Source organism: Arthrobacter sp. Y3221114 (assembly GCF_059092625.1).
Genome location: NZ_JBNHHW010000002.1, coordinates 65,530 through 85,357, shown reverse-complemented (window position 1 = coordinate 85,357; position 19,828 = coordinate 65,530). Strand labels below are relative to the sequence as shown.

Genomic DNA, 19,828 nt, shown 5'->3' with positions numbered 1-19,828 from the left:
ACATCTTCCACAAGGCTTTTCGCTCCCAGAGGAGGAAAGCGCCGGCATCGGGCACCGACACGGGCTGCCGGAAGTGACAACCGGTAACGGCGGTTGATAATTCCCGCGGGCGGACCGCCTAGACTAATGCACATCCCACCGCAACGGAGAATGAGTGATTTTCGGCCTGACCATCTTGGACATCGTCCTGCTGCTGATCCTCTTGGCGTACCTGGTCTCAGGTCTGCGCAAGGGGTTCCTGCTCACCCTCGGCGGCATAGCCGGCATCGCCCTGGGAGCGGTGGCGGCCTTCTTCGCCATCCCGCTGGTCAGCGAATGGGTCCCGGACAGCGCCTGGCGGCTGACCGCAGCCATTGCGGTGGCCATATTGCTGGTGGTGCTGGGGCACGCCCTGGGGACGGGAATCGGTGCGGCCATCCGACGCCGTATGGACTTCCCGCCGCTGCGGCCGTTGGACCGGCTGCTGGGCGGCGTGATGAACCTTGCCGTGACCGCGCTGGTCATCTCCATGCTGGCGTTCAGCCTGGGCACCATGGGTGTGCCGTTCATCTCGCAACAGATTGCCGCGTCCAAGGTGATCGCTTCGATCGAAAACCTGACCCCGGATCCGGTGAAGGCATGGGCGGCGCAGGTGCGCTCCATCGTCGTTGCGGACGGCATCCCGCTGGTCCTCGACCCGCAGGTGCCGCAGGGATCGGCGCAGGTTCCCGATGCCAGCACCGATACCGCGGCCCTGAACGAGGCGGCGGCCTCCGTGCTGCGGATCGCGGGGACGGCCTTCCAATGCGGGCAGAACCAGACCGGGTCCGGCTTTGCGGTGGCACCTGACCGCGTGCTGACCAACGCCCACGTGGTGGCCGGCGTCAACGAACCGGTGGTGGAAATCCCCGACGGACGGGTGCTGCCCGGCCGGGTGGTGTTCTTCGACCCGGTGCGTGACCTGGCCGTCCTGGCCGTGGACGGGTTGGACGTGCGGCCGCTGCCGCTGGGAGGCGAACTGTCCGAGGGCGACCTGGCGGCGTTCCAGGGCTACCCGGCCGGCGGTCCCTTCCAAAGCAACCCGGCCACCGTGCAGGGCCGTTCGCAGGTGCTGGTGCAGAACATCTACGGCGCGGACCCGTCCTCGCTCGAGGTCTACACGCTGGCGGCGAACGTGCAGCAGGGCAATTCCGGCGGACCGTTGCTGGATGCCGACGGAAACGTGGCGGGCGTGGTGTTCGCCAAGTCCACGGAGAACGTGCCGGTGGGCTACGCCCTGACCTTGGACGAGGTCCAGCCGGTCGTCGACGAAGCCCTCGGCTATCAGGAGACCATCTCCGCCGGCCAGTGCGTGACCCGCTAGCGGTTGTCCGGCCGGAGCCAGTCCAGGAACTGGCCGTGCGGGCCGCTGACGGCCACCGGCTTCCCGTTGTGCGAGAGCAGGAAGCGGCCCCGCTGGGTCCGGTCGTCCAGGCCCGGTATGCCGGAGTCGTCTTCCGGCAGCGGCATCACGCCGGGTCCTTCGTGCGCGAGCCAGTGCACGCCCCGCTCCCGGATGAGCCCCTCCACCAGGGTGCGGAACCGCCGCCGGTCCGGCTCGGGCAGGTAGGCCAGCACCGCCGAATGGAACACGACGACGGCGGCATCCTCGGGTGCCTGGGCCACCAGCGCGGGCAGTTGTTCGGTGAGGTCGCCGGCCACCAGCCGGACCGGGTTGCGTCGGGCCACCTCGAGGGACTGGTGCAGCCGGAGGACGCGGAACTCCTGCCCCGGCCAGATCAGGGCCTCGAGCCAGGCGACATCGCCGGCATCGGTGATGTCCAGCGGATTCAGGTCGATTCCGGCGCGCCAGCAGACTTCGGGCAGCGATCCGGGCAGCGGCGGGCGGCCGGAGGTGGAGCATTCCAGCAGCGGAGGCCCCGGTGCGGCACCGCCGGCAGGTGCAGCCTCCGGCGTGTCCGCCCCGGCCCCGGCCGCAGGCGAGGGCCGTGGCGCGAGGACCGCACCGCCGTCGTACTGGTAGCGGTACAGGTCGGGATGGAGCAGCAGCCCCGCCGAGGCGCCCACCTCGATCAGCGCCAGCGGCTTGGCTTCGGAGGCGGCGATGGCCGCCAGGGACGGCAGGAAGACGGCGCAGCGGCCGGGTTCATTGGTCTGCGTGGTGCGGGCCAGGGCCACCTCCCGAACCGAGTCCCACCGCGACAGCAGGAAGTCGCGGAAGCCCGCGTACTCCGTGACGCCGGCGCCAAGCGAGCGGGCTGCCGCCAGGACCAGGTTGGGCTGGCGCTTCGACGCGGGCAGGGCCTCGATCAGCGCCAGGACCTCGGGATCGTCGCTGATGCCCAGGGCCCACTTGACGTACACCGGGGACTGGCCCGCGGCCTCGTACAGGCCGAAGTTCCGGTACCAGCCGGCGATGTTCCCTCGCTGTCCGCCCATCGTTCGTGGCCGTCCCGCTACAGGGCCTCGGCGAGGTATTCGACCGCCAGCCGGTAGCCGGTGATGCCAGCGCCGGCGATGACGGCGTCCGCGACGCCCGAGATGTAGGAGTGGTGGCGGAACTGCTCGCGCCGGTGGATGTTCGAGATGTGCACCTCGACCACCGGGAGGGCCACGCCGGAGAGCGCGTCCCGGAGCGCCACGGACGTGTGGCTGTAGCCGCCGGGGTTGATGATGATCGCATCGGCCGTGCCGCGGGCAGCATGGACGGCGTCGATCAGCGCCCCTTCGTGGTTGGACTGGACGCACTCGGCGGTCCAGCCGCGGGCCGCCGCGGCGTCGGTGGCGAGCTGCTCGACGTCGGCCAGCGTGGCGGTGCCGTAAACGTCCGGCTCGCGCGTGCCCAGCAGGTTCAGGTTGGGGCCGTTGAGGATCAGGACGCGGCGGGTGCCGGGGATGTCTGCAGTCATGCCTTTTACTATGCCTCAATCACGTTCGGGTGGAGCTGACCTGTTGCGGGCGGGGCGCCCCTGTCCCCGAAGCATGATGCCGGGCCCTCCCGCCGCCAAGGGCGGCGGAAGGACCCGGCATCCAGCCGGTTGCCGGGCGTCAGGCCTTCAGCGAGGTCGCGATCTGCTGCATGACGGTGTTGTCGGCCAGCGTGGTGGCGTCGCCGACTTCGCGTCCTTCGGCCACGTCCTTGAGCAGCCGGCGCATGATCTTGCCCGAGCGGGTCTTAGGCAGTTCCGGCACCACCAGGATGGTGCGCGGCTTGGCGATGGGACCGATTTCCTTGCCGACGTGGGCACGCAGCGTGGCGACGATGTCTTCGTTTGATCCGTGCTGCGTGGCTGCTTCGCCGCGCAGGATGACGAACGCGACGACTGCTTCGCCGGTGGTTTCGTCCTTTGCGCCGACGACGGCGGCTTCGGCGACGGCGGGGTGGGAGACCAGCGCCGACTCGATCTCGGTGGTGGAGAGCCGGTGGCCGGAGACGTTCATGACGTCGTCTACCCGGCCGAGCAGCCAGATGTCGCCGTCGTCGTCCTTCTTGGCGCCGTCGCCGGCGAAGTACATGTTCTCGAACCGGGACCAGTAGGTTTCCTTGAACCGTTCCGGGTCGCCCCAGATGCCGCGCAGCATGGCCGGCCAGGGCTCGCGGATCACCAGGTAGCCGCCGTGCCCGTCGGGGACGGAGGCGCCGAGTTCGTTCACGACGTCGACGGCGATGCCCGGGATCGCGACCTGCGCGGAACCGGGTTTGGCGGCGGTGATTCCGGGCAGCGGGGCGATCATGTGCGCGCCGGTTTCGGTTTGCCACCAGGTGTCCACGATCGGTGCCTTGTCGCCGCCGATCACCCGCCGGTACCACATCCAGGCTTCGGGGTTGATGGGCTCGCCCACGGAGCCGAGCACCCGGATGGAGGACAGGTCGTACTTGGCGGGGATGTCTTCGCCCCACTTCATCATGGTGCGGATCGCCGTCGGGGCGGTGTAGAGGATGGAGACCTTGTACTTTTCCACGATCTCCCACCAGCGGCCCTGGTGCGGGGAATCGGGGGTGCCCTCGTACATCACCTGGGTGGCGCCGTTGATCAGCGGCGCGTAGGTGACGTAGGAGTGGCCGGTGACCCAGCCGATGTCCGCGGTGCACCAGAACACGTCGGACTCCGGCTTCAGGTCGAACACCGCCTTGTGCGTGTAGGCGCACTGCGTGAGGTAGCCGCCGGTGGTGTGCAGGATGCCCTTGGGCTTTCCTGTGGTGCCGGAGGTGTAGAGGATGAACAGCGGGTGCTCGGCGTCGTGCGGCACCGGGATGTGCTCGGCCGATGCGGTCTCCACGGTGTCCGCCCACCACAGGTCGCGGCCCTCGTGCCAGTCCACGGGTTCGCCGTTGCGCTTGACCACCACGACGTTGGAGACCGTGTGTCCGGGGGCGGAGAGCGCCTCGTCCACGGCCGGCTTCAGCGGGGACGGCTTGCCGCGGCGCCAGGTGCCGTCGGCGGTGACGACCAGTTTGGCATCGGCGTCGTCGACGCGGGAACGCAGGGCGTCGGCGGAGAAACCGCCGAACACCACCGAGTGCACGGCGCCGATCCGGGCGCAGGCCAGCATGGTGATCACGGCCTCCGGGATCATGGGCAGGTAGACGGCGACCCGGTCGCCCTTGGCCACGCCGAGGGACTCGAACGCGTTGGCGGCCTTCTTCACGTCTTCGGTCAGCTGCGCATAGGTGTAGGTGCGGGTGTCGCCGGGTTCGCCTTCGAAGTGGATCGCCACCCGGTCGCCGAGCCCGTTCTCCACATGCCGGTCCAGCGCGTTGTAGGCGGCGTTCAGTTCGCCCCCGACGAACCACTTCGCAAACGGGGCGTCCGACCAGTCCAGCGTCTGGGTGAAGTCCTTGTCCCAGGACAGGACCTCGCGGGCCTGCTTGGCCCAGAAGGCCGGACGGTCGGCCTCGGCTTCCGCGTAGACGCCGGGTTTGGCCACCGCGGCGGCGGCGAATTCAGCGCTTGGCGCAAACTTTCGGTTCTCGTGAAGCAGGTTTTCCAGGGCGTCGCCGGTGGCGGCGGTCGACTGCGTTCCGTTGGCTTCAGACATGTGAAGGCCCCTTCGTCTTGCTGGGTCAATGGCGTGCACCCGGCCTCGTCTGCCGGGCGCACCTGCTGCTTGCCAGCCTAATCCTTCGCGCGCCGACTGCAGTGTGCAGCGTCACACTGTGCGATGTGAATGGAGGTGAATCTGCGGTGAACGGCACGCGGCACGGCCTCCGCCCGCGGGAATCCGGCTAGTGAAGGGTGGGTTCCTTGACTACGCTGAGACCAGCGCCCGAACGTTGCACGGCGGGCCCGGCCCGCGGTGCGACCCTAACGACCCATGGCGGGCCCGGCCCGCGCTGCAACCGTAACAACCGGAGGATCGAAGATGTCCCAGAGCTCCCAGACCCACGGCACGGCAGGAACTGCGGTGGCCGGCCCGTTCACCGTGCGAGACACGGTGGTGGGCGCCGGCGTCGTCCTGCTTTTCCTCTCGTCGGTGATGCCCCTGCAGGTTCTCCAGGGCATCGGCGTGAACCTTTGGAACTCGGGCGGCCTGTTCCAACTGGGGCTGGGCATCCTGCTGCCGGCTGTGGTGCTGGTCCTGTTCGTCGTGCGGCGGCTGGCACCGCAGACGCCGCTGCGGGTCGGCTCCTTGTCGGTCGACCAATTCGCCTCGGTGGTCGCTTCCCTGGCCCTGGCTTTCTACTTCCTGACCATCGTCACCGTCTTCAGCGTCAGCGGAGTCATCGGATTCATCGGCGCGCTGGTGCTCTTTGCGGGAACCGTTTGCGCACGCTGGATTCCGCAGCTTGCCGCCGATTTCGCCGGGCGCCCCAAAGCCGTCGCCCACCCCGTGGCGCGCGACGCTGTTCCGGCTGCGCCCCGGCCGCGGCAGCCCAAGCCCGCCACCGGGCAGCCGGCCGCCCATGGGGGAGCCGCCGGCAAGGGAGGGGCCCGGGCCGGTGCCGTCCGGATTGACGAGGCGACGCCGGGAACCGCCGGCGCTGGAGCCCGCGCCGGTTCCGCAGCCCACGCTCCGTCCGGCGCGCACCACACCGGAGCGCAACAACCGTCTACCGGGCAGTTCGCTTCACCCTCCGGCAACGGCGCAGCCGGAGTAGCAGGCGCTGCCGCAGCCGCCCACGCCGCGAACTCGTCCGAACCCGGCGCCGGTACCGCGACGATTGCCTCCGGACGGAACACCGACGCCAGCCCTATCAGCACCCAGCGGGCCGAAGACCTTGAACCGGACGATTCCGTGTCGCCGGGGGCTGCAGACGGGGAGGCCGTGGGCATTCCGGTGACCGCCGATGCGAGCGGATCCGCAACTGCGCGCGCTGCCGCATCCTCAGCGGGCGGCGTGGCCCGCGACGTCGGCTACTCCGCGAGGACGGTGGTGGGAGGTTCCGCCTCGTCGGCCGGGGGCCGGGAGTCCCAGGAGCCTGCCGGAACGGGCCGGACCGGCGCTGGGGATCATGCCGACGGCACAGGTGGGCACAGCGCAGGGGAGCACAGCACAGCGGAGCCCGGTGCAGCCGAACGGCCGGCAGAGGCGGCCGTTCCCGCCGGTGGGGCCGTCGGCGGTGCAGCCGCCAAGCCGACCGGGGCCGGAGCCAGCGCGGCTCCCGCTGCCGCCGGACAGGCGACAACAGCCACCACGGCCATGCCGTCCGTCGGGGAGACCGGCACCGGGCGCTCCGTCGCCGACGCTGCCTCGGCGTCTTCGCCCATCAGCGCCACCAGGGAACACTACGAGGAAGCCGAAGGGGAATACGAAGCCTTTTGGTTCGCCGTCGGGCGCACCCGCCCGGTGCTGGACGAGAACACCGGCCAGGTCATGTTCACGGTGGAGCCGGGGTCATGGATCCTGGCGCTGCAGGACCGCGGCGACGAATTCCTGGTGCAGCACACGGACGGCCGGGTGGGCGTCCTAAGGGACCTGACAAACATTGAGCGTGCCTGACCGGGCGCCGGCCCCCCGCCGGCGCAAAACCGAAGAATCCCTCCTGGCACGCAAGCGCCGGGCCCGGCGGATCAACAAGGAGCTCGCCGAACACTACCCGTATGCGGTGGCGGAACTGGATTTCTCCAATCCCTTCGAGCTGCTGGTGGCGACCATCCTCTCCGCGCAGACCACCGACGTCAGGGTCAACATGACCACCCCGGTGCTCTTCGACCGGTACCCGGATGCCCGTGCGCTCGCCGCCGCGGATGAGACCGAACTGCAGGAGCTGATCAAGCCCACCGGTTTCTTCCGGGCCAAGTCCCAGAGCCTGCTGAAGATGGCCAACCAGATCGTCGACGAGTTCGACGGCGAGGTCCCGGGAAACCTGGACGACCTGGTCAAGCTCGCCGGGGTCGGCCGCAAGACCGCCAATGTGGTGCTGGGCAATGCCTTTGGGATCCCGGGCATCACCGTGGATACGCATTTCCTCAGGTTGTCGCGCCGCTTCGGCTGGACCGAGTCGACCGACGCGGTCAAGGTGGAATTTGATGTCGCGGAGCTGTTCGAGCCCAAGGACTGGACCATGCTCTCGCACCATGTTGTCTTTCACGGCCGCCGGGTGTGCCACGCCCGCAAGCCGGCGTGCGGCGCCTGCCCCGTGGCCCAATGGTGCCCGTCCTACGGGGAGGGAGAGGTAAACCCGGAGAAGGCGCGGAAACTGTTGAAGTACGAACTGGCGCCGGGGCGCGAAGAACTGCTGGCCCGGATGATGGCCGGTGAGACGAGGCGGGAGCTTCGCGCAGCCGGCTTCCCTCTGGGAGCTTGACGGTGAGCGCCAAGAAGGACCTCCAGCGGCTGATGGAGCTGCCGATGGACCAGCGGCTCTCCGTCCGCGAACGGGAGCGCTGGTACGACGTCACCCTGGACCAGAAAGCGGCCCGGCCGGCCGCGGTGCTCCTGCTCTTCGGCGCCCTGGACGACGCGCCGGCGCACTTCCACGATTCGGCCGTACCGGATGACCTCGACCTGCTCTTCGTGGAACGCGCCGCGGGCCTCTCCTCGCATCCGGGGCAGGTGGCGTTTCCGGGCGGCAGCATTGATCCCGACGACGACGGACCCGCCGCCGCCGCGGTCCGCGAAGCGGTCGAGGAGACCGGTCTGGATGCGGCCGGCGTCGAAGTCCTGGGCGTCCTGCCGGAGATCCCGCTGTCGGTCAGCAACTTCCTGGTGACGCCGGTCCTGGCCTGGTGGGCCGCCCCCTCGCCGGTCGCCGTGGTCGACTTTGCCGAGTCGGCGCAGGTCTTCCGGGTGCCCGTCGCCGACTTGCTGGACCCTGTCAACCGGCGCATGTCGGTGCTCCGCCGCGGTGGACAGGTCTTCCGCAGCCCCGCGTTCCTGGTCCACGGAGTGGTGGTCTGGGGCTTCACCGCCATTTTGCTCAGCCATCTTTTTGACGACCTGGGCTGGTCGTTGGACTGGGACAGGTCGCGCGAGATCCCGGCGCCGATCGCCCCGCGCCCCGCAGCCGGCTGACGGTCGTAGTGGGCCCCTTGTTACCCGGGCGGGGGAGGCGCGCTGCTTTACTTGGCGTCGGCGTAGGAATCGACCACTGCCACACTGACCGGGAAAGCCACAGGGATGTGGCCGAAGACCAGACGGGTGGCGGCAGCAGCGGACTCTTCGACCAACCGGCAGGCCAGTTGAGTCCGGTCCTCGCGGACGTGCAGCATGACCTCGTCGTGGAGGAAGAACACCATCTCCCCCACGGGGGTTCCTTCGGCAGCGCAGGCGCGCAGCCGCCGTCGTAATTCCGCCAGCCAGCACAGCGCCCACTCGGCGGCCGTGGCCTGCACCACGAAGTTGCGCGTGAAGCGGCCGCGGCTGCGCGCCAGGGTGTCGGCCCGTCGCTGCTCTTCCGCGGTGGCTGTCCGCTGGGAGGCCAGCCAGCGTTCCGACGGCGGAGGGCAGCTGCGGCCCAGATAGCTGCTGACCACCTGCCCCGCTTCGCCGGCCCGTGCCGCGCGTTCGACCACGGCGATGGCCTGCGGATACGTCCGGGTCAGCTGGGGCATCAGCCGGCCGGATTCACCGGTGGTCGCACCGTACATGGCCCCGAGCATCGCGATCTTCGCCTTGGCCCGGTCGCCGCCGAATCCGGTGTCGGCGATGCCCTGATAGAGATCCTTGCCGCGGCCGGCCGCTGCCAGCGCCCCATCCTGCGCCAGCGCCGCCAGCACCCGGGGTTCCAGCTGGGCCGCGTCCGCGACGATGAGCTTGCGGCCGGGATCGGGACGGACGGCGTCACGGATTTGGCCGGGTATCTGCAGGGCACCACCGCCGCGTGAGGCCCATCGCCCGGTGACCACGCCGCCCACCACATACTCGGGCCGGAAACGGCCATCCTGGACCCAGGCGTCCAGCCACGCCCAGCCATTGGCCGTGAACAGGCGGGCGAGCTTCCGGTATTGCAGCAGCGGCTCGATGGCCGGATGGGAATGCTGCTTCATTTCCCAGGAGCTCGTGGTTTTGACCTCGATGCCGGCCCGGTGCAGGGCGCGGATGAGTTGCTGCGGGGAGTCGGGGTTGAACGTGGGATTGGCCAGCTCCCGTCCGAGCCTGACGGCGAGGTCCTCCAGCTTTTCCGGCCGCTGGCCCTCCCGCGGACGTGCACCCAGTTGGTCCGAAAGGATGCCCAGGTGCACGTCCTCGCGCCACGGCACGCCGGCATGCTCCATCTCGGTGGCGATCAGGGCGCCGGCCGATTCGGCCGCCAGCAGCAGCTGCAGCCGGCCGCGGTGGGCCGACGCGGCCACGGCCGCCAACTGGTCCTGCAGCTCGGCCACCAGGTCCTCCAGCTCCGTGCCGCCGACCCGTGGTTCGTCAAAGAGGGTGAACTGGTCCGGGGACTGCTGCGGCGGCGGCAGTTGACGGGGCAGCTCTTCGTCCTGATGCAGGGCTGGCGCCTCCCGCAGCGCGCGGATATACCCTGTGTCCGGGACATGGACCGACAGCGCCAGGATGTTCCGGGCGAGCGCGAGATCGTGGCTGCGGTCCACGTCGGTGCCGGCGGCCAGCAGCGGCAGGTACGCGGCACGCGTGGCTTCGAAGACCCAGCGGGGTCCCTCGCCATCGAGGCTCCGGACCGTCGCGGCCAGTTGTCCCTGGGGCACGACGACGGGCGGCCCCGAGGGGGTGCCGTGCGCGTCGGTGCGCTGCAGGTACGCGACGGGTTCCGTGCCCTCCGGCACGGAAATGTTCCGCGCAGCGGAGGCCAGGACCATGTACACACCTCAATTCTCCACTGACCTGTCCTCCACACGGGCCAAACCGTCCGCCGCGGCCCACATCCGGGGCCCCCTCGGCCGCCGCCGGCCGAAGCTCCGGGACGATCGGAGCATGCCAGGACACCACGCCGCCGCCGAACGGTCCCGCTGGAAGCCCGCGGAAGCGACGGACGTCGTGCTCGTCGGCGGCACCGACCGGCTGCGCGATGAAGTGGCCCGGATCGCGGCGGCCGCCGGGCTTGCACTTCGCCCCGACGGAGCGCCGGGAACACCTGCTGCTGCCGGCGGAGCCACCCCGCTGCTGCTGGGAACCGCCGGGTCTCACCGGGCGCACCGGACCGACGGGGAAATCATCGTGGTCGGATTCATCGACGAGGCACCGGCCCTCTGGGACCTCGCGGCCTCCACGGGGGCGGGCCGGGTGGCAGTGCTGCCCGAGGGGGCAGCGTGGCTTGCGGAATACCTGAGCCGGACCCGGCGGCGGGAAACGGCCGGGAAGGTGGTCGCCGTGCACGGAGCCAGCGGCGGAGTAGGAGCCTCGGCACTGGCCGGATGGTTGGCCACAGCGGCAGCCCGGTCGGGAACGGCCACGGTGTTGGTGGACGACGACCCGCTCGGCGGAGGGCTCTCGGCAGCCCTGGGCGCCGCCGATGTCCCGGGCCTGGCTTGGCCGGATCTGGCGGCCGTGCAGGGAACGGTGAACCCGGTCCAACTGGCGGCCTCGCTGCCGGCTGTGGGCGGTTTCTCCCTGCTGTCATGGCCGGGGACGGGGGATCCCGCGCTGCACGACGTCCCGCGGGACGAGGTCGCGGCGGAGGTCATGTCGGCCGCAGCAGGTGCCTTTGGTTTGGTGGTCGTCGACGCCGGACGGCTGGGAAGGCCGCCCGAGGCGGGACCGCCGGCGGACGACGTCGTGCTGCTGGCCCGTACGGACAGCCGTTCCCTGCGGGCGGCCGCGGCAGCCGCTGCAGCCGCTGCACTTGCCGGCGCCGGAGCGAACGTGCACCTGGTGGTCCGGGGACCGCTGCCGGCGGGAGCCGACGAGCAGCTGATCGCCGACGAGCTCGGGTTGCCGTTGGCCGGCTATGTGCCGTACCTGCGCGCGGTCCCGGCTGCACAGCGGGCAGGCCGCCTGCTGGACCTGGCATCGAACAGGCGGATCCGCGCGTTGTGCGCCGGCCTGCTGGAGCGCCTAAACCCGGTACCTGGCCCGGGCAGCAGGTCATGAACGGCCCGGGACGCAGGCACCGGGCTGCCCCAGCACCGACCCCCGGCATCGGCCTTGAGCCCTTCCGCCGCGCCGTGCTCTCCGATCCGTCGCCGGTAACGGGAGCCCGACTGGCGGCAGCCGTTCAGTCGAGCGGCCGTTTGCTGGGAACGGCCGGTACGCTGCGGGCGGTGGACTCACTGGCCGCGGAGTTGCGCGGACTGGGGCCGCTGCAACCCCTGGCCGACGCGGGAGCGACGGACATCCTGGTGAATGGCCCGCAGGACGTCTGGACCGACGGTGAAAGCGGCCTGCGCCGCGCCCCCGTCGCTTTTGCCGACGACGCGGAGGTCCGGACGCTGGCCGCACGCCTGGTCGCGGCCGGCGGGCGCAGGCTCGACGATGGAAACCCGTGCGCGGACGTGCGCCTTGCGGGTTACCGGATCCACGCGGTGCTGCCCCCGGTTTCGACCGGCGCAACACTGCTCTCGATCCGGCTCCACCGTCCGCGCCGCTTCACGCTCGCCGAACTGCTTGTCGCCGCACCGCAGTGGCAGCCCTACCTTGAGGCCGTCGTCGTGCAGCGCCTGAACTTCCTGATCTGCGGAGCCACGGGGTCAGGCAAGACGACCTTGCTTTCGGCGATGCTGGGGACCGCCGGTCCGCAGGAACGGATGGTCTTGGTCGAGGATGCCCCGAACTGGACCCGGACCATCCGCATGTGGTGGGCCTGCAGAGCCGAACCAGCAACGTCGAGGGCACCGGATCGATCGGCATGGCGGAGCTGGTGCGGCAGGCGCTGCGGATGCGACCGGACCGACTGGTGGTCGGAGAGTGCCGGGGAGCGGAGGTCCGCGAGTTCCTCGCGGCGATGAACACCGGCCACGCGGGAGCCGGCGGCACCATCCACGCGAACTCTGCCGCGGCGGTCCCGGCCAGGCTGGCTGCGATGGGCGCGCTCGCCGGGATGAGCGCCGAAGCGGTCGTGCTGCAGGCGGTGAGCGCACTGGACCTGGTGATCTCGATGCACCGCACGGGGGAAGGGCGTGGCGTACAGGAAATCTGCCTGCTGCGGCGCGATCCCGCGGGTGGCTTGCAGACCATCCCGGCGCTGGCCGCTGACGGGGCCGGCATCAGGTACTCGGCTGGCTGGGACGAACTTCACCGACGGCTGTTCCCGTGACGGGCCTCGCGGTGTTCCTGCTGTCTGCGGCCGCCTGCCTGCTGCTGTTGCCGAGGCCAAGGTTCCGTCCAGCCGGGCTACGGCGCCGCTCCTGGCATGGGCGCGCCGGCGACAGGACGCGGCGGCGGTCCGCTGCCAGCGAATTGGACCAGTTGCCCCTCTTCGTGCGGCAGCTGGCCGCGCTGTTGAGTTCCGGGCGCACACCGGCCCAGCTCTGGCCGGATATGCTCTCGATCTACGCTGCGCCGGGACGGTCTGACCGGTCCCCGCCGGGCGCACGGCAGCGGGATGGAACGGGGCCTGCATCGGGCGCGGCGGCGCGAGAAGTCGGGCTGCTGCTCCCAACCCTCGAGGCGGCAGCACGGGCCGCGGAACTGGGACTGGGAATCGGACCGGTTCTGCGGAGGCAGGGGCCGGGGAGCGGCCGGCGGGCACACCCTGAGGCCGCCGCCGTGCAACGAATGTGGCATGATCTGGCTTCCTGCTGGGAGGTTTCCGAGAGGACCGGGGCACCACTGGCGTTGCTGCTGGAGAATTATGCGCGGCATCTGCAGCATCGGCTTGATGCCAGGGCTGCGCGCCGGACCGCGCTGGCGGGGCCGAAGGCCACCGCGGCCTTGCTCGGGTGGCTGCCGCTGCTGGGTCTTGGACTCGGCGCTGCCATGGGTGCCGACCCCGTCGCCACGCTGCTGCTGTCACCGACGGGGTGGCCGGTCCTGGTCACCGGGGTGGCGCTCATGGTGGGCGCACGCTTCTGGTCGCGGCGACTCGTGCGCCATGCTGCCGGACGGGAGGGCCTGTGATCCCGGTGCTGTCCGGTGTACTGCTCTTTGCCGCGGCCTGGCTGCTGTGGCCGGGCCTGTTCGGCGCGAGGCGCATCGCCGCGAAGCCGCCGCGGGTTTCAGACGGAAGCCGGGAGGGCGGCGGCGGGGACGAAGCGGCTGGCGATCCCGCCCTGCACCTGGATTTGTTGGGTGCCATGCTGTCGGCGGGGCTGTCCCTGCCCCACGCCGTGGCTGCCCTCGCCGCCACCATCCGGGGAACGACGAAGACGGCGTTGGATCAGGTTGCTTCCGCGCTGTTGCTGGGCGTGGACTGGCAGGAGGCCTGGGCGCTCGCGGAGCGCGGTTCCGGACTGGACGTGTTGCGTGATTCTTTGCGCTTCGGTGCCGCAACGGGGGCGCCGTCGGCGGCGGTGCTCTTTGCCCAAGCAGACCAGCTGCGGCGGCGCCGGCACCAGGAAGACCAGCAGCGGGCGGCTGCCCTCGGCACCAGGCTTGTACTCCCGCTGGGGCTGTGCGCCCTTCCCGCCTTCATCGCGCTGGGCGTCGTGCCGGTGCTCGTCGCCCTCGTGCCCAGGCTGTAAGCACTCCTCCACAGTGCAGACCGCGCCGCAGGTTGTGCACCGGCAGCAAGTCGGCGGTGCCCGCACCTGGCGTAGTCGGGGAGGCTCGAATGACCGCAATCCGGCGGCCTTATCCAGGAGGAAAACATGTCGTTGTCACTGGTCGAAATCCGGGACCGGACGGCACCACGTTCGCTGCCGCCGGACCCCGCGCCGGCCCCGAACCCTGCGCTGACGGCGAACCCTGCGCTGCCGGCGAGCCCTGCGCTGCCGGCGAACCCTGCGCTGACGCCGAACCCCGCGCTGCCGCATCCACGCGGGAACGCGGCTGCGCAGCCGGCCGGGCCCGCTCCGTCGCGGCCGCCGCGGATGGAGCGTGAGGACTCCGGCCATCGGGCGGAGAAAATTGACTTCCCGGCCGGCGGCTGTGGCAAGCGGAACAGGCGAAAATGGCGACACCTGGCAGGGTCTGAAGCCGGTATGGCTACCGCCGAGTATGCCATCGCGACGCTTGCGGCGGTGGCTTTCGCCGGCCTCTTGGTCCTGATCCTGCGCAGCGGCGAAGTGCGTGGCATGCTCACGGACTTGGTGGAACTGGCGCTGACGGCGGTCTGACCGGTGTCTCTGTGCCGCCCCGCCCACGTCCGCGCCAGTCAGCGTGGCAAGGCCAAGTTCGGCCGTCCCGGCGAGCGCGGCAGCGTTACGGCTGAGTTCGCCGTCGTCCTGCCCGCCGTCGTCGTCGTGCTGGTCTTCCTGCTGGCCGGGGCAGCCGCCGGCGCTGCGCAGTTGAATGTGGAGAAGGCCGCGCAGGCCGCGGTCCGGCAGCTCGGCCGCGGCGAGTCGGAGACAACCGCCGCTCATACCGTCCGCTCCATCGCGGGGGACGGCGCCACGTTGGCGTCCGGCAGCGGCGGCGGCTGGGTTACTGTCCATGTCACGGCGCAGGTGCCGGGTCCGTGGCCGGAGTTTGGCGGCTGGACGCTGGAGGCCCGGGCCACCGGGCCGGCCGAGCCGACCGGGGGCCGGTGGTCCCGTCAGGCAGGAAATGATGGCCGTTAACCGTCCGCCGTTGCCCGGGACGGCACCACCCGGGGCGGCACCGCCCGGGGCCGATGCGGCTGCCGGTGCCGGCGCAACAGGAGGGGACGGCACGGACCACGGGGCAGGAACAGTGCTGGCGGTGGGGCTGGTGCTGCTGCTGTGCCTGATGCTCGCGGTGGTCGTCACGGTGATGCAGGCGGGTACGGCATCGGCGCGGGCGGGCAAGGCGGCCGATCTGGCTGCCCTGGCCGGTGCCGATGCTGCCCGCGGCCTGCTGGCCGGCGAACCATGCACCCTGGCCGCGGAAGTGGCACGCAAGCAGGAGGCCGAGCTGTCCGCCTGCCGCCGCTCCGGTCCCGGCGGTGTGGTGGTTGACGTTCGGACCCGGACCCGGCTGCCCGGCGTGCTGGGGTGGCTCAACGGACAATGGACGCATGCCGAGGGCCTGTCACGGGCGGGACCGCCACCGGCGCGGTAAGCCGAGTGCAGGGCGGCGGTGCCTCGCTGTTATGCGACGGCTGTCTGGTGCCGGTCGGCAGGGGCAGGGCCGGCGTGGGAAAGCAAGGCCTCGATCAGCGTGACCGCCCCGGACTTGTCCAGGGGATTGTTCTTGTTGCCGCATTTCGGGGACTGCACACAGGACGGGCAACCCGTTTCGCACTCGCAGGACCGGATGGCGTCCCGGGTGGCCGCCAGCCAGATCCTTGCCGCCTCGAAGCCCCGCTCAGCGAAGCCTGCACCGCCGGGATGCCCGTCGTAGACGAAGATGGTTGGCTTGCCGGTATCGGCATGCAGTGCTGTAGACACCCCGCCGATGTCCCACCGGTCGCTGGAGGCCACCAGCGGGAGCAGCCCGATGCCGGCATGTTCTGCCGCATGCAGGGCGCCGGGGACTCGGGCCGCGACCAATCCGGCGGCCGTCAATTGCTGCTCGCCGATGGCGAACCAGACGGCCTTGGTGAACAGTTCCCGGGCGCCAAGATCCAGCGGCTCTTCGCCCAAAATTTCGTTGGAGATGAAGGCCTTGCGCTGGAAGGAGATGACTTTGGTGGTGACCTTGACGTCGCCGAAACAAGCCTGGACCTCGCCCCACTGCTCGGTCCGCTGCGCACCGAGTACTTCGATCTGCGTAACGTCGCGGGCTTGCGTGTAGTAGTCCGGATTGGCCCGGGTCACCATCGCGCAGTGGTCCTGCTCGTTGAGTTCATCCACCACGTACGTCGTGCCTTGGTGCACGTACACGGCGCCGCTGTGGGCCTGGTAGTGCGACTGCGGAGAGTCCATGGTCCCGAGCAGCGTCCCTGATTCCGTTTCGACAATGCTGATCGGTCCACCGCCGTCGGCCCGCAGATTCACCATGGCCGCGGCGCTTTCCGGATGGGTCCAATACCAGCCGGCGGGCCGCCGCCGGAGATAACCGTCGGCGGTCAGCTGGTCGAGCAGGCCGGGAGCTGCTGCACCGAACAGCCCGATATCCGCCGGCGTCAACGGAAGCTCCTGGGCGGCGGCGCACAGGTGGGGCCCCAGGACATAGGGATTCGACGGGTCGAAAACGGTCGCCTCCACGGAGACGTCGAAGACGGCCTCGGGATGGTGCACCAGGTAGGTGTCCAGCGGATCGTCGCTGGCCACGAAGGCAGCCAGCGCGTCCTGCCCGGACCGGCCGGCACGTCCGATTTGCTGGAACAACGACGCGCGGGTGCCCGGCCAGCCCGCGACCAGGACGGCGTCCAGCCCGGAGATGTCGATGCCCAGTTCCAGCGCCGAGGTGCTCGAGACGCCCAGCAGCTGCCCGGACCTGAGCTTGGCTTCCAGTTCGCGGCGCTCCTCCGGCAGGTAGCCGGAGCGGTAGGCAGCCACCCGCCCCGGCAGCGAGGGATGGACGTCGTCCAGCAGCCGCTTGGTGATGGAGGAAATCGTCTCGGCGCCCCGGCGCGACTTGATGAAGGCGATGGTACGCACCTGCGCAGCCACGAGGTTTGCCAGCAGGTCGGATGTCTCTGCAACCACCGTGCGCCGTTCCTTGGCGCCGTTCTCGCCTTTGAGCTCGGTCAGCTGAGGTTCCCAGAACGCCACGGTGGTTGAGCCGTGCGGCGAGCAGTCTTCGGTCACAGCCTCGGCTTCCGCGCCAATCAGCCGGCCGAACGAGGTTCCGGGGTCCGCGGAGGTGGCAGAGGCCCCGATGAACACCGGGTCCGCGCCGTAGCTGGCGCAAATTCGGCGCAGCCGCCGCACCAGGTTGGCCACATTCGAGCCGAAGACACCGCGGTAACTGTGCGCCTCGTCAATGACCACGTAGCGCAGCCGGCGGAAGAACCGTGCCCACCAGGCGTGGTTGGGCAGGATCCCGAAGTGCAGCATGTCCGGATTGGCCAGCACGAAGTTGGCATGGTCCCGGATCCAGCGGCGGGCACCCGGGTCCGTGTCGCCGTCGTAGGTTTCCGCCCGCACGGTGGGCAGCTTCAGCGCCTTGATGGCTGCCAGTTGGTCGGCCGCCAACGCCTTGGTCGGGGCCAGGTACAGGGCCACGGCGCCGCTCGGCTCGAGCCTGACGGTGTCTGCCAAGGCCGTCCTGTGGATGGCGTCCAAAGCCGGCGCTTGGTAGGCCAGCGATTTTCCGGACGCGGTTCCCGTGGCAATGATCGTATGGCGGCCCTGATGGGCACTTTCTGCGGCGCGGACTTGGTGGCGCCACGGCTCGTGCACCCCGAGCATGGCATAGGCGGCACGAATATCTTCATGCACCCAGTCCGGCCACGGCTCGGCCACGGCCTCCCGGGCCGGAAGCTCGCGGACGTGTACGAGTTGCTCAGGCTCCGGACCGGAGCCGAGCAGCGGGATCAGGGAATCGTGCAGGGCCACCCGAACATTGTGTCACCAGACGGAGGAGCGGCGGACAGGCTCCGCAGCCCGGCAGGCCGGGCGCCCGGGTCGCGGCGGGCGGGCTTCCGCAGCCCGGCAGGCCGGGCGCCCGGGTCGCGGCGGGCGGGCTTCCGCTGCCCGGCAGGCCGGGCGCCTGCCGGGCCGTCGGCCAACCTGCACTGGGCGGGCAGTAGGCGGTCAGCCCTCCGCCGTGGGCTTGAGGATCATCACATCGCAGACGGTGTCCCAGCCCAGGTGCCGGTAGAGCATCTGGCCGTCGTGCGAGGCGATCAGCAGCCCGGTGTCCACCATGTGCTCCAACACGGAGGCGATCAGCGCGCGCATCACGTGCGTGGCCAGCCCGCGGCGGCGGTAATTAACGTCCGTTTCAATATGGTCGAAGACCGCGAAATTGTCGACGGCGGCGGCGACCCCGTGGGCGGCCTCGTTGCCTTCATGCACCACCCGGACCCGGTGGACATTCCCGTGCTTCTCGACCTCGGTCTTGAAATCGGGGTCGCGGTACCACGGGTCCTCGGTGTCCTGGCCGGACATGTCGGTGACCATCAGCGACTGGGCGTTGTGGTGCACGCGCAGCCCGTGCTGCGGCGCCAGTCGATGGATCCGCTGCGCGTCGCGCGTCAGCACGGTGAAGATCCGTCCCGGCGACTTGGTGGTGTCGCGGGCCACGGCGGCGAATTCCTCGTCGCCCGGTTCAAACGCAAAGTATTCCCAGTCCCCGGTCTTGTCGGCCAGCAGCACGGCCGGGTGTCCGTCGACCTCTTCGGCGGAGTAGCCCCGGCAGGCCGACCAGCCGGCAACCCAGGCGGCAAGGACGTCGTCGGGGACGTCAGTCGTGTATTCGTGACCCATAGCAGGACTGTACCGAACAGCGGCCGCGGGCGGCACAGGAAATCGATGACAACCCTGTCACAATCCCTGATTTCCGACCACCGCGTACCCTTGATGCGTGGCTTTGAACCGAATTGTGCTTTATTACGCCTTCACCCCGCTGCCGGACCCGGACGCCGTCCGGCTGTGGCAACGAGCGCTGTGTGAGAAACTCGGCCTGCGCGGCCGGATCCTGATCTCCAAGGACGGGATTAACGGCACCGTGGGCGGCGAGCTGAACGCGGTGAAGCAGTATGTGAAAACCATGCGCGAATACCCCGCTTTCCGCGGCCTCGATGTGAAGTGGTCCGAAGGCGGGGCGGAAGACTTTCCGCGGCTGAGCGTCAAGGTCCGAGACGAGATCGTGTCCTTCGGTGCCCCGGGCGAGCTCAAAGTGGACCAGGGCGGCGTGGTCGGCGGCGGGACGCACCTGCTTCCGGAGGAACTGCACCAGCTCATCGACGCGAAGAAGGCAGCCGGCGAAGACGTGGTTTTCTTCGACGGCCGCAACGCCGTTGAATCGCAAATTGGCAAGTTCAAAGACGCCATCGTCCCGGACGTGGCCACCACCCACGACTTCATCAAGGAACTGGACTCGGGCAAGTACGACGAGCTTAAGGACAAGCCGGTGGTGACCTATTGCACCGGCGGCATCCGCTGCGAAGTGCTTTCATCCCTGATGGTCAACCGGGGCTTCCAGGAGGTCTACCAGCTCGACGGCGGAATCGTCCGTTACGGCGAAACCTTCGGCGACGCCGGGCTGTGGGAAGGTTCGCTCTACGTCTTCGATCAGCGCATGCACCTGGAGTTCACGCCGGACGCCAAGACCATCGGGGAATGCGTCAGCTGCCAGGCGCCGACCAACAAGTTCGAGAACTGTTCCAACCCGGACTGCCGCCAATTGACGTTGTACTGTTCCGCGTGCGCGGCGGATCCACAGACCCTGCGCTGCCCGGACGGCTGCCCGGAGCCTGCCTGACTGCCGCCTGACTGTCCCGACTGCCCTGCCTGGCTGCCCTGCAGACTGGCCCGGACGGCAACACATACGTCGCTCCCGGGCAGGGACTGCCCGAGGAACTGTTACGTCGCGGGGACGATTTCGGGGCCTCCCA

Annotated in this window: 19 protein-coding genes; 13 read left to right on the top strand and 6 right to left on the bottom strand. The window is 69.9% G+C overall.

Translation table 11 applies throughout. The features are described from left to right. Positions 1 to 157: 157 nt before the first annotated feature. Positions 158 to 1,342 carry a MarP family serine protease gene (locus tag AC5RV3_RS04415; RefSeq protein WP_494121497.1) on the top strand — a complete coding sequence of 395 codons (1,185 nt, stop codon included), beginning with the start codon at positions 158 to 160 and terminating at the stop codon, positions 1,340 to 1,342. Here AC5RV3_RS04415 and AC5RV3_RS04410 read toward each other — a convergent pair. From AC5RV3_RS04410 to acs, 3 genes are all read right to left on the bottom strand, one after another. Further along, entirely contained in the window at positions 1,339 to 2,418 is a 1,080-nt protein-coding gene (locus AC5RV3_RS04410) for a DUF2332 domain-containing protein (RefSeq protein ID WP_494121089.1), read from the bottom strand. The two genes, AC5RV3_RS04415 and AC5RV3_RS04410, sit on opposite strands and share 4 nt — an antisense overlap. Before the next feature lie 17 nt (positions 2,419 to 2,435). Next, positions 2,436 to 2,888 carry a type II 3-dehydroquinate dehydratase gene (gene aroQ / locus AC5RV3_RS04405; RefSeq protein WP_493989536.1) on the bottom strand — a complete coding sequence of 151 codons (453 nt, stop codon included), beginning with the start codon at positions 2,886 to 2,888 and terminating at the stop codon, positions 2,436 to 2,438. A gap of 139 nt (positions 2,889 to 3,027) precedes the next feature. Then, a complete protein-coding gene (gene acs / locus AC5RV3_RS04400; protein WP_494121088.1) occupies positions 3,028 to 5,019 on the bottom strand; it encodes an acetate--CoA ligase in 1,992 nt (663 codons plus the stop codon). 324 nt (positions 5,020 to 5,343) lie between these two features. Here acs and AC5RV3_RS04395 point away from each other — a divergent pair, with 324 nt between their 5' ends. From AC5RV3_RS04395 to AC5RV3_RS04385, 3 genes are read left to right on the top strand one after another with little or no spacing between them, the layout of a single operon-like run. Next, positions 5,344 to 6,921, top strand: coding sequence for a hypothetical protein (locus AC5RV3_RS04395; protein WP_494121087.1), 1,578 nt, complete (start codon positions 5,344 to 5,346; stop codon positions 6,919 to 6,921). After that, positions 6,914 to 7,729: an endonuclease III gene (gene nth, locus AC5RV3_RS04390; protein ID WP_494121086.1), complete on the top strand. Its 816-nt coding sequence runs from the start codon at positions 6,914 to 6,916 to the stop codon at positions 7,727 to 7,729. Before AC5RV3_RS04395 ends, nth begins: the two co-directional genes overlap by 8 nt. 2 nt (positions 7,730 to 7,731) lie before the next feature. After that, positions 7,732 to 8,436, top strand: a complete 705-nt coding sequence (locus tag AC5RV3_RS04385) for an NUDIX hydrolase (protein WP_494121085.1) — start codon at positions 7,732 to 7,734, stop codon at positions 8,434 to 8,436. A 47-nt stretch (positions 8,437 to 8,483) separates the two neighbouring features. On the opposite strand, the gene AC5RV3_RS04380 is transcribed toward AC5RV3_RS04385, so the two are convergent. Further along, positions 8,484 to 10,184, bottom strand: coding sequence for a bifunctional 3'-5' exonuclease/DNA polymerase (locus AC5RV3_RS04380; RefSeq protein ID WP_494121084.1), 1,701 nt, complete (start codon positions 10,182 to 10,184; stop codon positions 8,484 to 8,486). A 115-nt stretch (positions 10,185 to 10,299) separates the two neighbouring features. On the opposite strand from AC5RV3_RS04380, the gene ssd reads away from it, so the two are divergent. The 8 genes from ssd to AC5RV3_RS04340 all read left to right on the top strand — a co-directional run bounded on the left by ssd (position 10,300) and on the right by AC5RV3_RS04340 (position 15,441). Beyond that, positions 10,300 to 11,415, top strand: a complete 1,116-nt coding sequence (ssd, locus tag AC5RV3_RS04375; RefSeq protein ID WP_494121083.1) for a septum site-determining protein Ssd — start codon at positions 10,300 to 10,302, stop codon at positions 11,413 to 11,415. A gap of 170 nt (positions 11,416 to 11,585) precedes the next feature. After that, positions 11,586 to 12,269, top strand: coding sequence for an ATPase, T2SS/T4P/T4SS family (locus AC5RV3_RS04370; protein ID WP_494121496.1), 684 nt, complete (start codon positions 11,586 to 11,588; stop codon positions 12,267 to 12,269). After that, entirely contained in the window at positions 12,170 to 12,577 is a 408-nt protein-coding gene (locus AC5RV3_RS04365; RefSeq protein ID WP_494121082.1) for an ATPase, T2SS/T4P/T4SS family, read from the top strand. The genes AC5RV3_RS04370 and AC5RV3_RS04365 overlap by 100 nt, the downstream gene beginning before the upstream one ends. Positions 12,578 to 13,029: 452 nt before the next feature. Continuing rightward, on the top strand, positions 13,030 to 13,380 hold the full coding sequence (locus tag AC5RV3_RS04360; protein ID WP_494121081.1) for a type II secretion system F family protein: 351 nt from the start codon (positions 13,030 to 13,032) through the stop codon (positions 13,378 to 13,380). After that, complete coding sequence (locus tag AC5RV3_RS04355; RefSeq protein WP_494121080.1) at positions 13,377 to 13,943, top strand: type II secretion system F family protein; 567 nt, start codon at positions 13,377 to 13,379, stop codon at positions 13,941 to 13,943. The genes AC5RV3_RS04360 and AC5RV3_RS04355 overlap by 4 nt, the downstream gene beginning before the upstream one ends. A gap of 126 nt (positions 13,944 to 14,069) precedes the next feature. Further along, positions 14,070 to 14,537, top strand: coding sequence for a DUF4244 domain-containing protein (locus tag AC5RV3_RS04350; RefSeq protein WP_494121079.1), 468 nt, complete (start codon positions 14,070 to 14,072; stop codon positions 14,535 to 14,537). Positions 14,538 to 14,540: 3 nt separating this feature from the next. After that, the gene (locus AC5RV3_RS04345) at positions 14,541 to 14,981 is read left to right on the top strand and encodes a TadE family type IV pilus minor pilin (protein WP_494121078.1); all 441 of its coding nucleotides are present in this window, start codon (positions 14,541 to 14,543) and stop codon (positions 14,979 to 14,981) included. Further along, the gene (locus AC5RV3_RS04340) at positions 14,971 to 15,441 is read left to right on the top strand and encodes an Rv3654c family TadE-like protein (RefSeq protein WP_494121077.1); all 471 of its coding nucleotides are present in this window, start codon (positions 14,971 to 14,973) and stop codon (positions 15,439 to 15,441) included. The genes AC5RV3_RS04345 and AC5RV3_RS04340 overlap by 11 nt, the downstream gene beginning before the upstream one ends. 29 nt (positions 15,442 to 15,470) lie before the next feature. Here the strand turns inward: AC5RV3_RS04340 and AC5RV3_RS04335 are convergent, their stop codons facing one another. Together AC5RV3_RS04335 and AC5RV3_RS04330 are read right to left on the bottom strand one after the other, a co-directional pair. Beyond that, on the bottom strand, positions 15,471 to 17,825 hold the full coding sequence (locus AC5RV3_RS04335) for a DEAD/DEAH box helicase (protein ID WP_494121076.1): 2,355 nt from the start codon (positions 17,823 to 17,825) through the stop codon (positions 15,471 to 15,473). Positions 17,826 to 18,023: 198 nt separating this feature from the next. Next, the gene (locus AC5RV3_RS04330) at positions 18,024 to 18,698 is read right to left on the bottom strand and encodes a GNAT family N-acetyltransferase (RefSeq protein WP_494121075.1); all 675 of its coding nucleotides are present in this window, start codon (positions 18,696 to 18,698) and stop codon (positions 18,024 to 18,026) included. Between the two features lie 97 nt (positions 18,699 to 18,795). Between AC5RV3_RS04330 and trhO the strand changes: the two genes are divergently transcribed. Then, entirely contained in the window at positions 18,796 to 19,695 is a 900-nt protein-coding gene (gene trhO, locus AC5RV3_RS04325) for an oxygen-dependent tRNA uridine(34) hydroxylase TrhO (RefSeq protein WP_494121074.1), read from the top strand. Positions 19,696 to 19,828 lie beyond the last annotated feature (133 nt).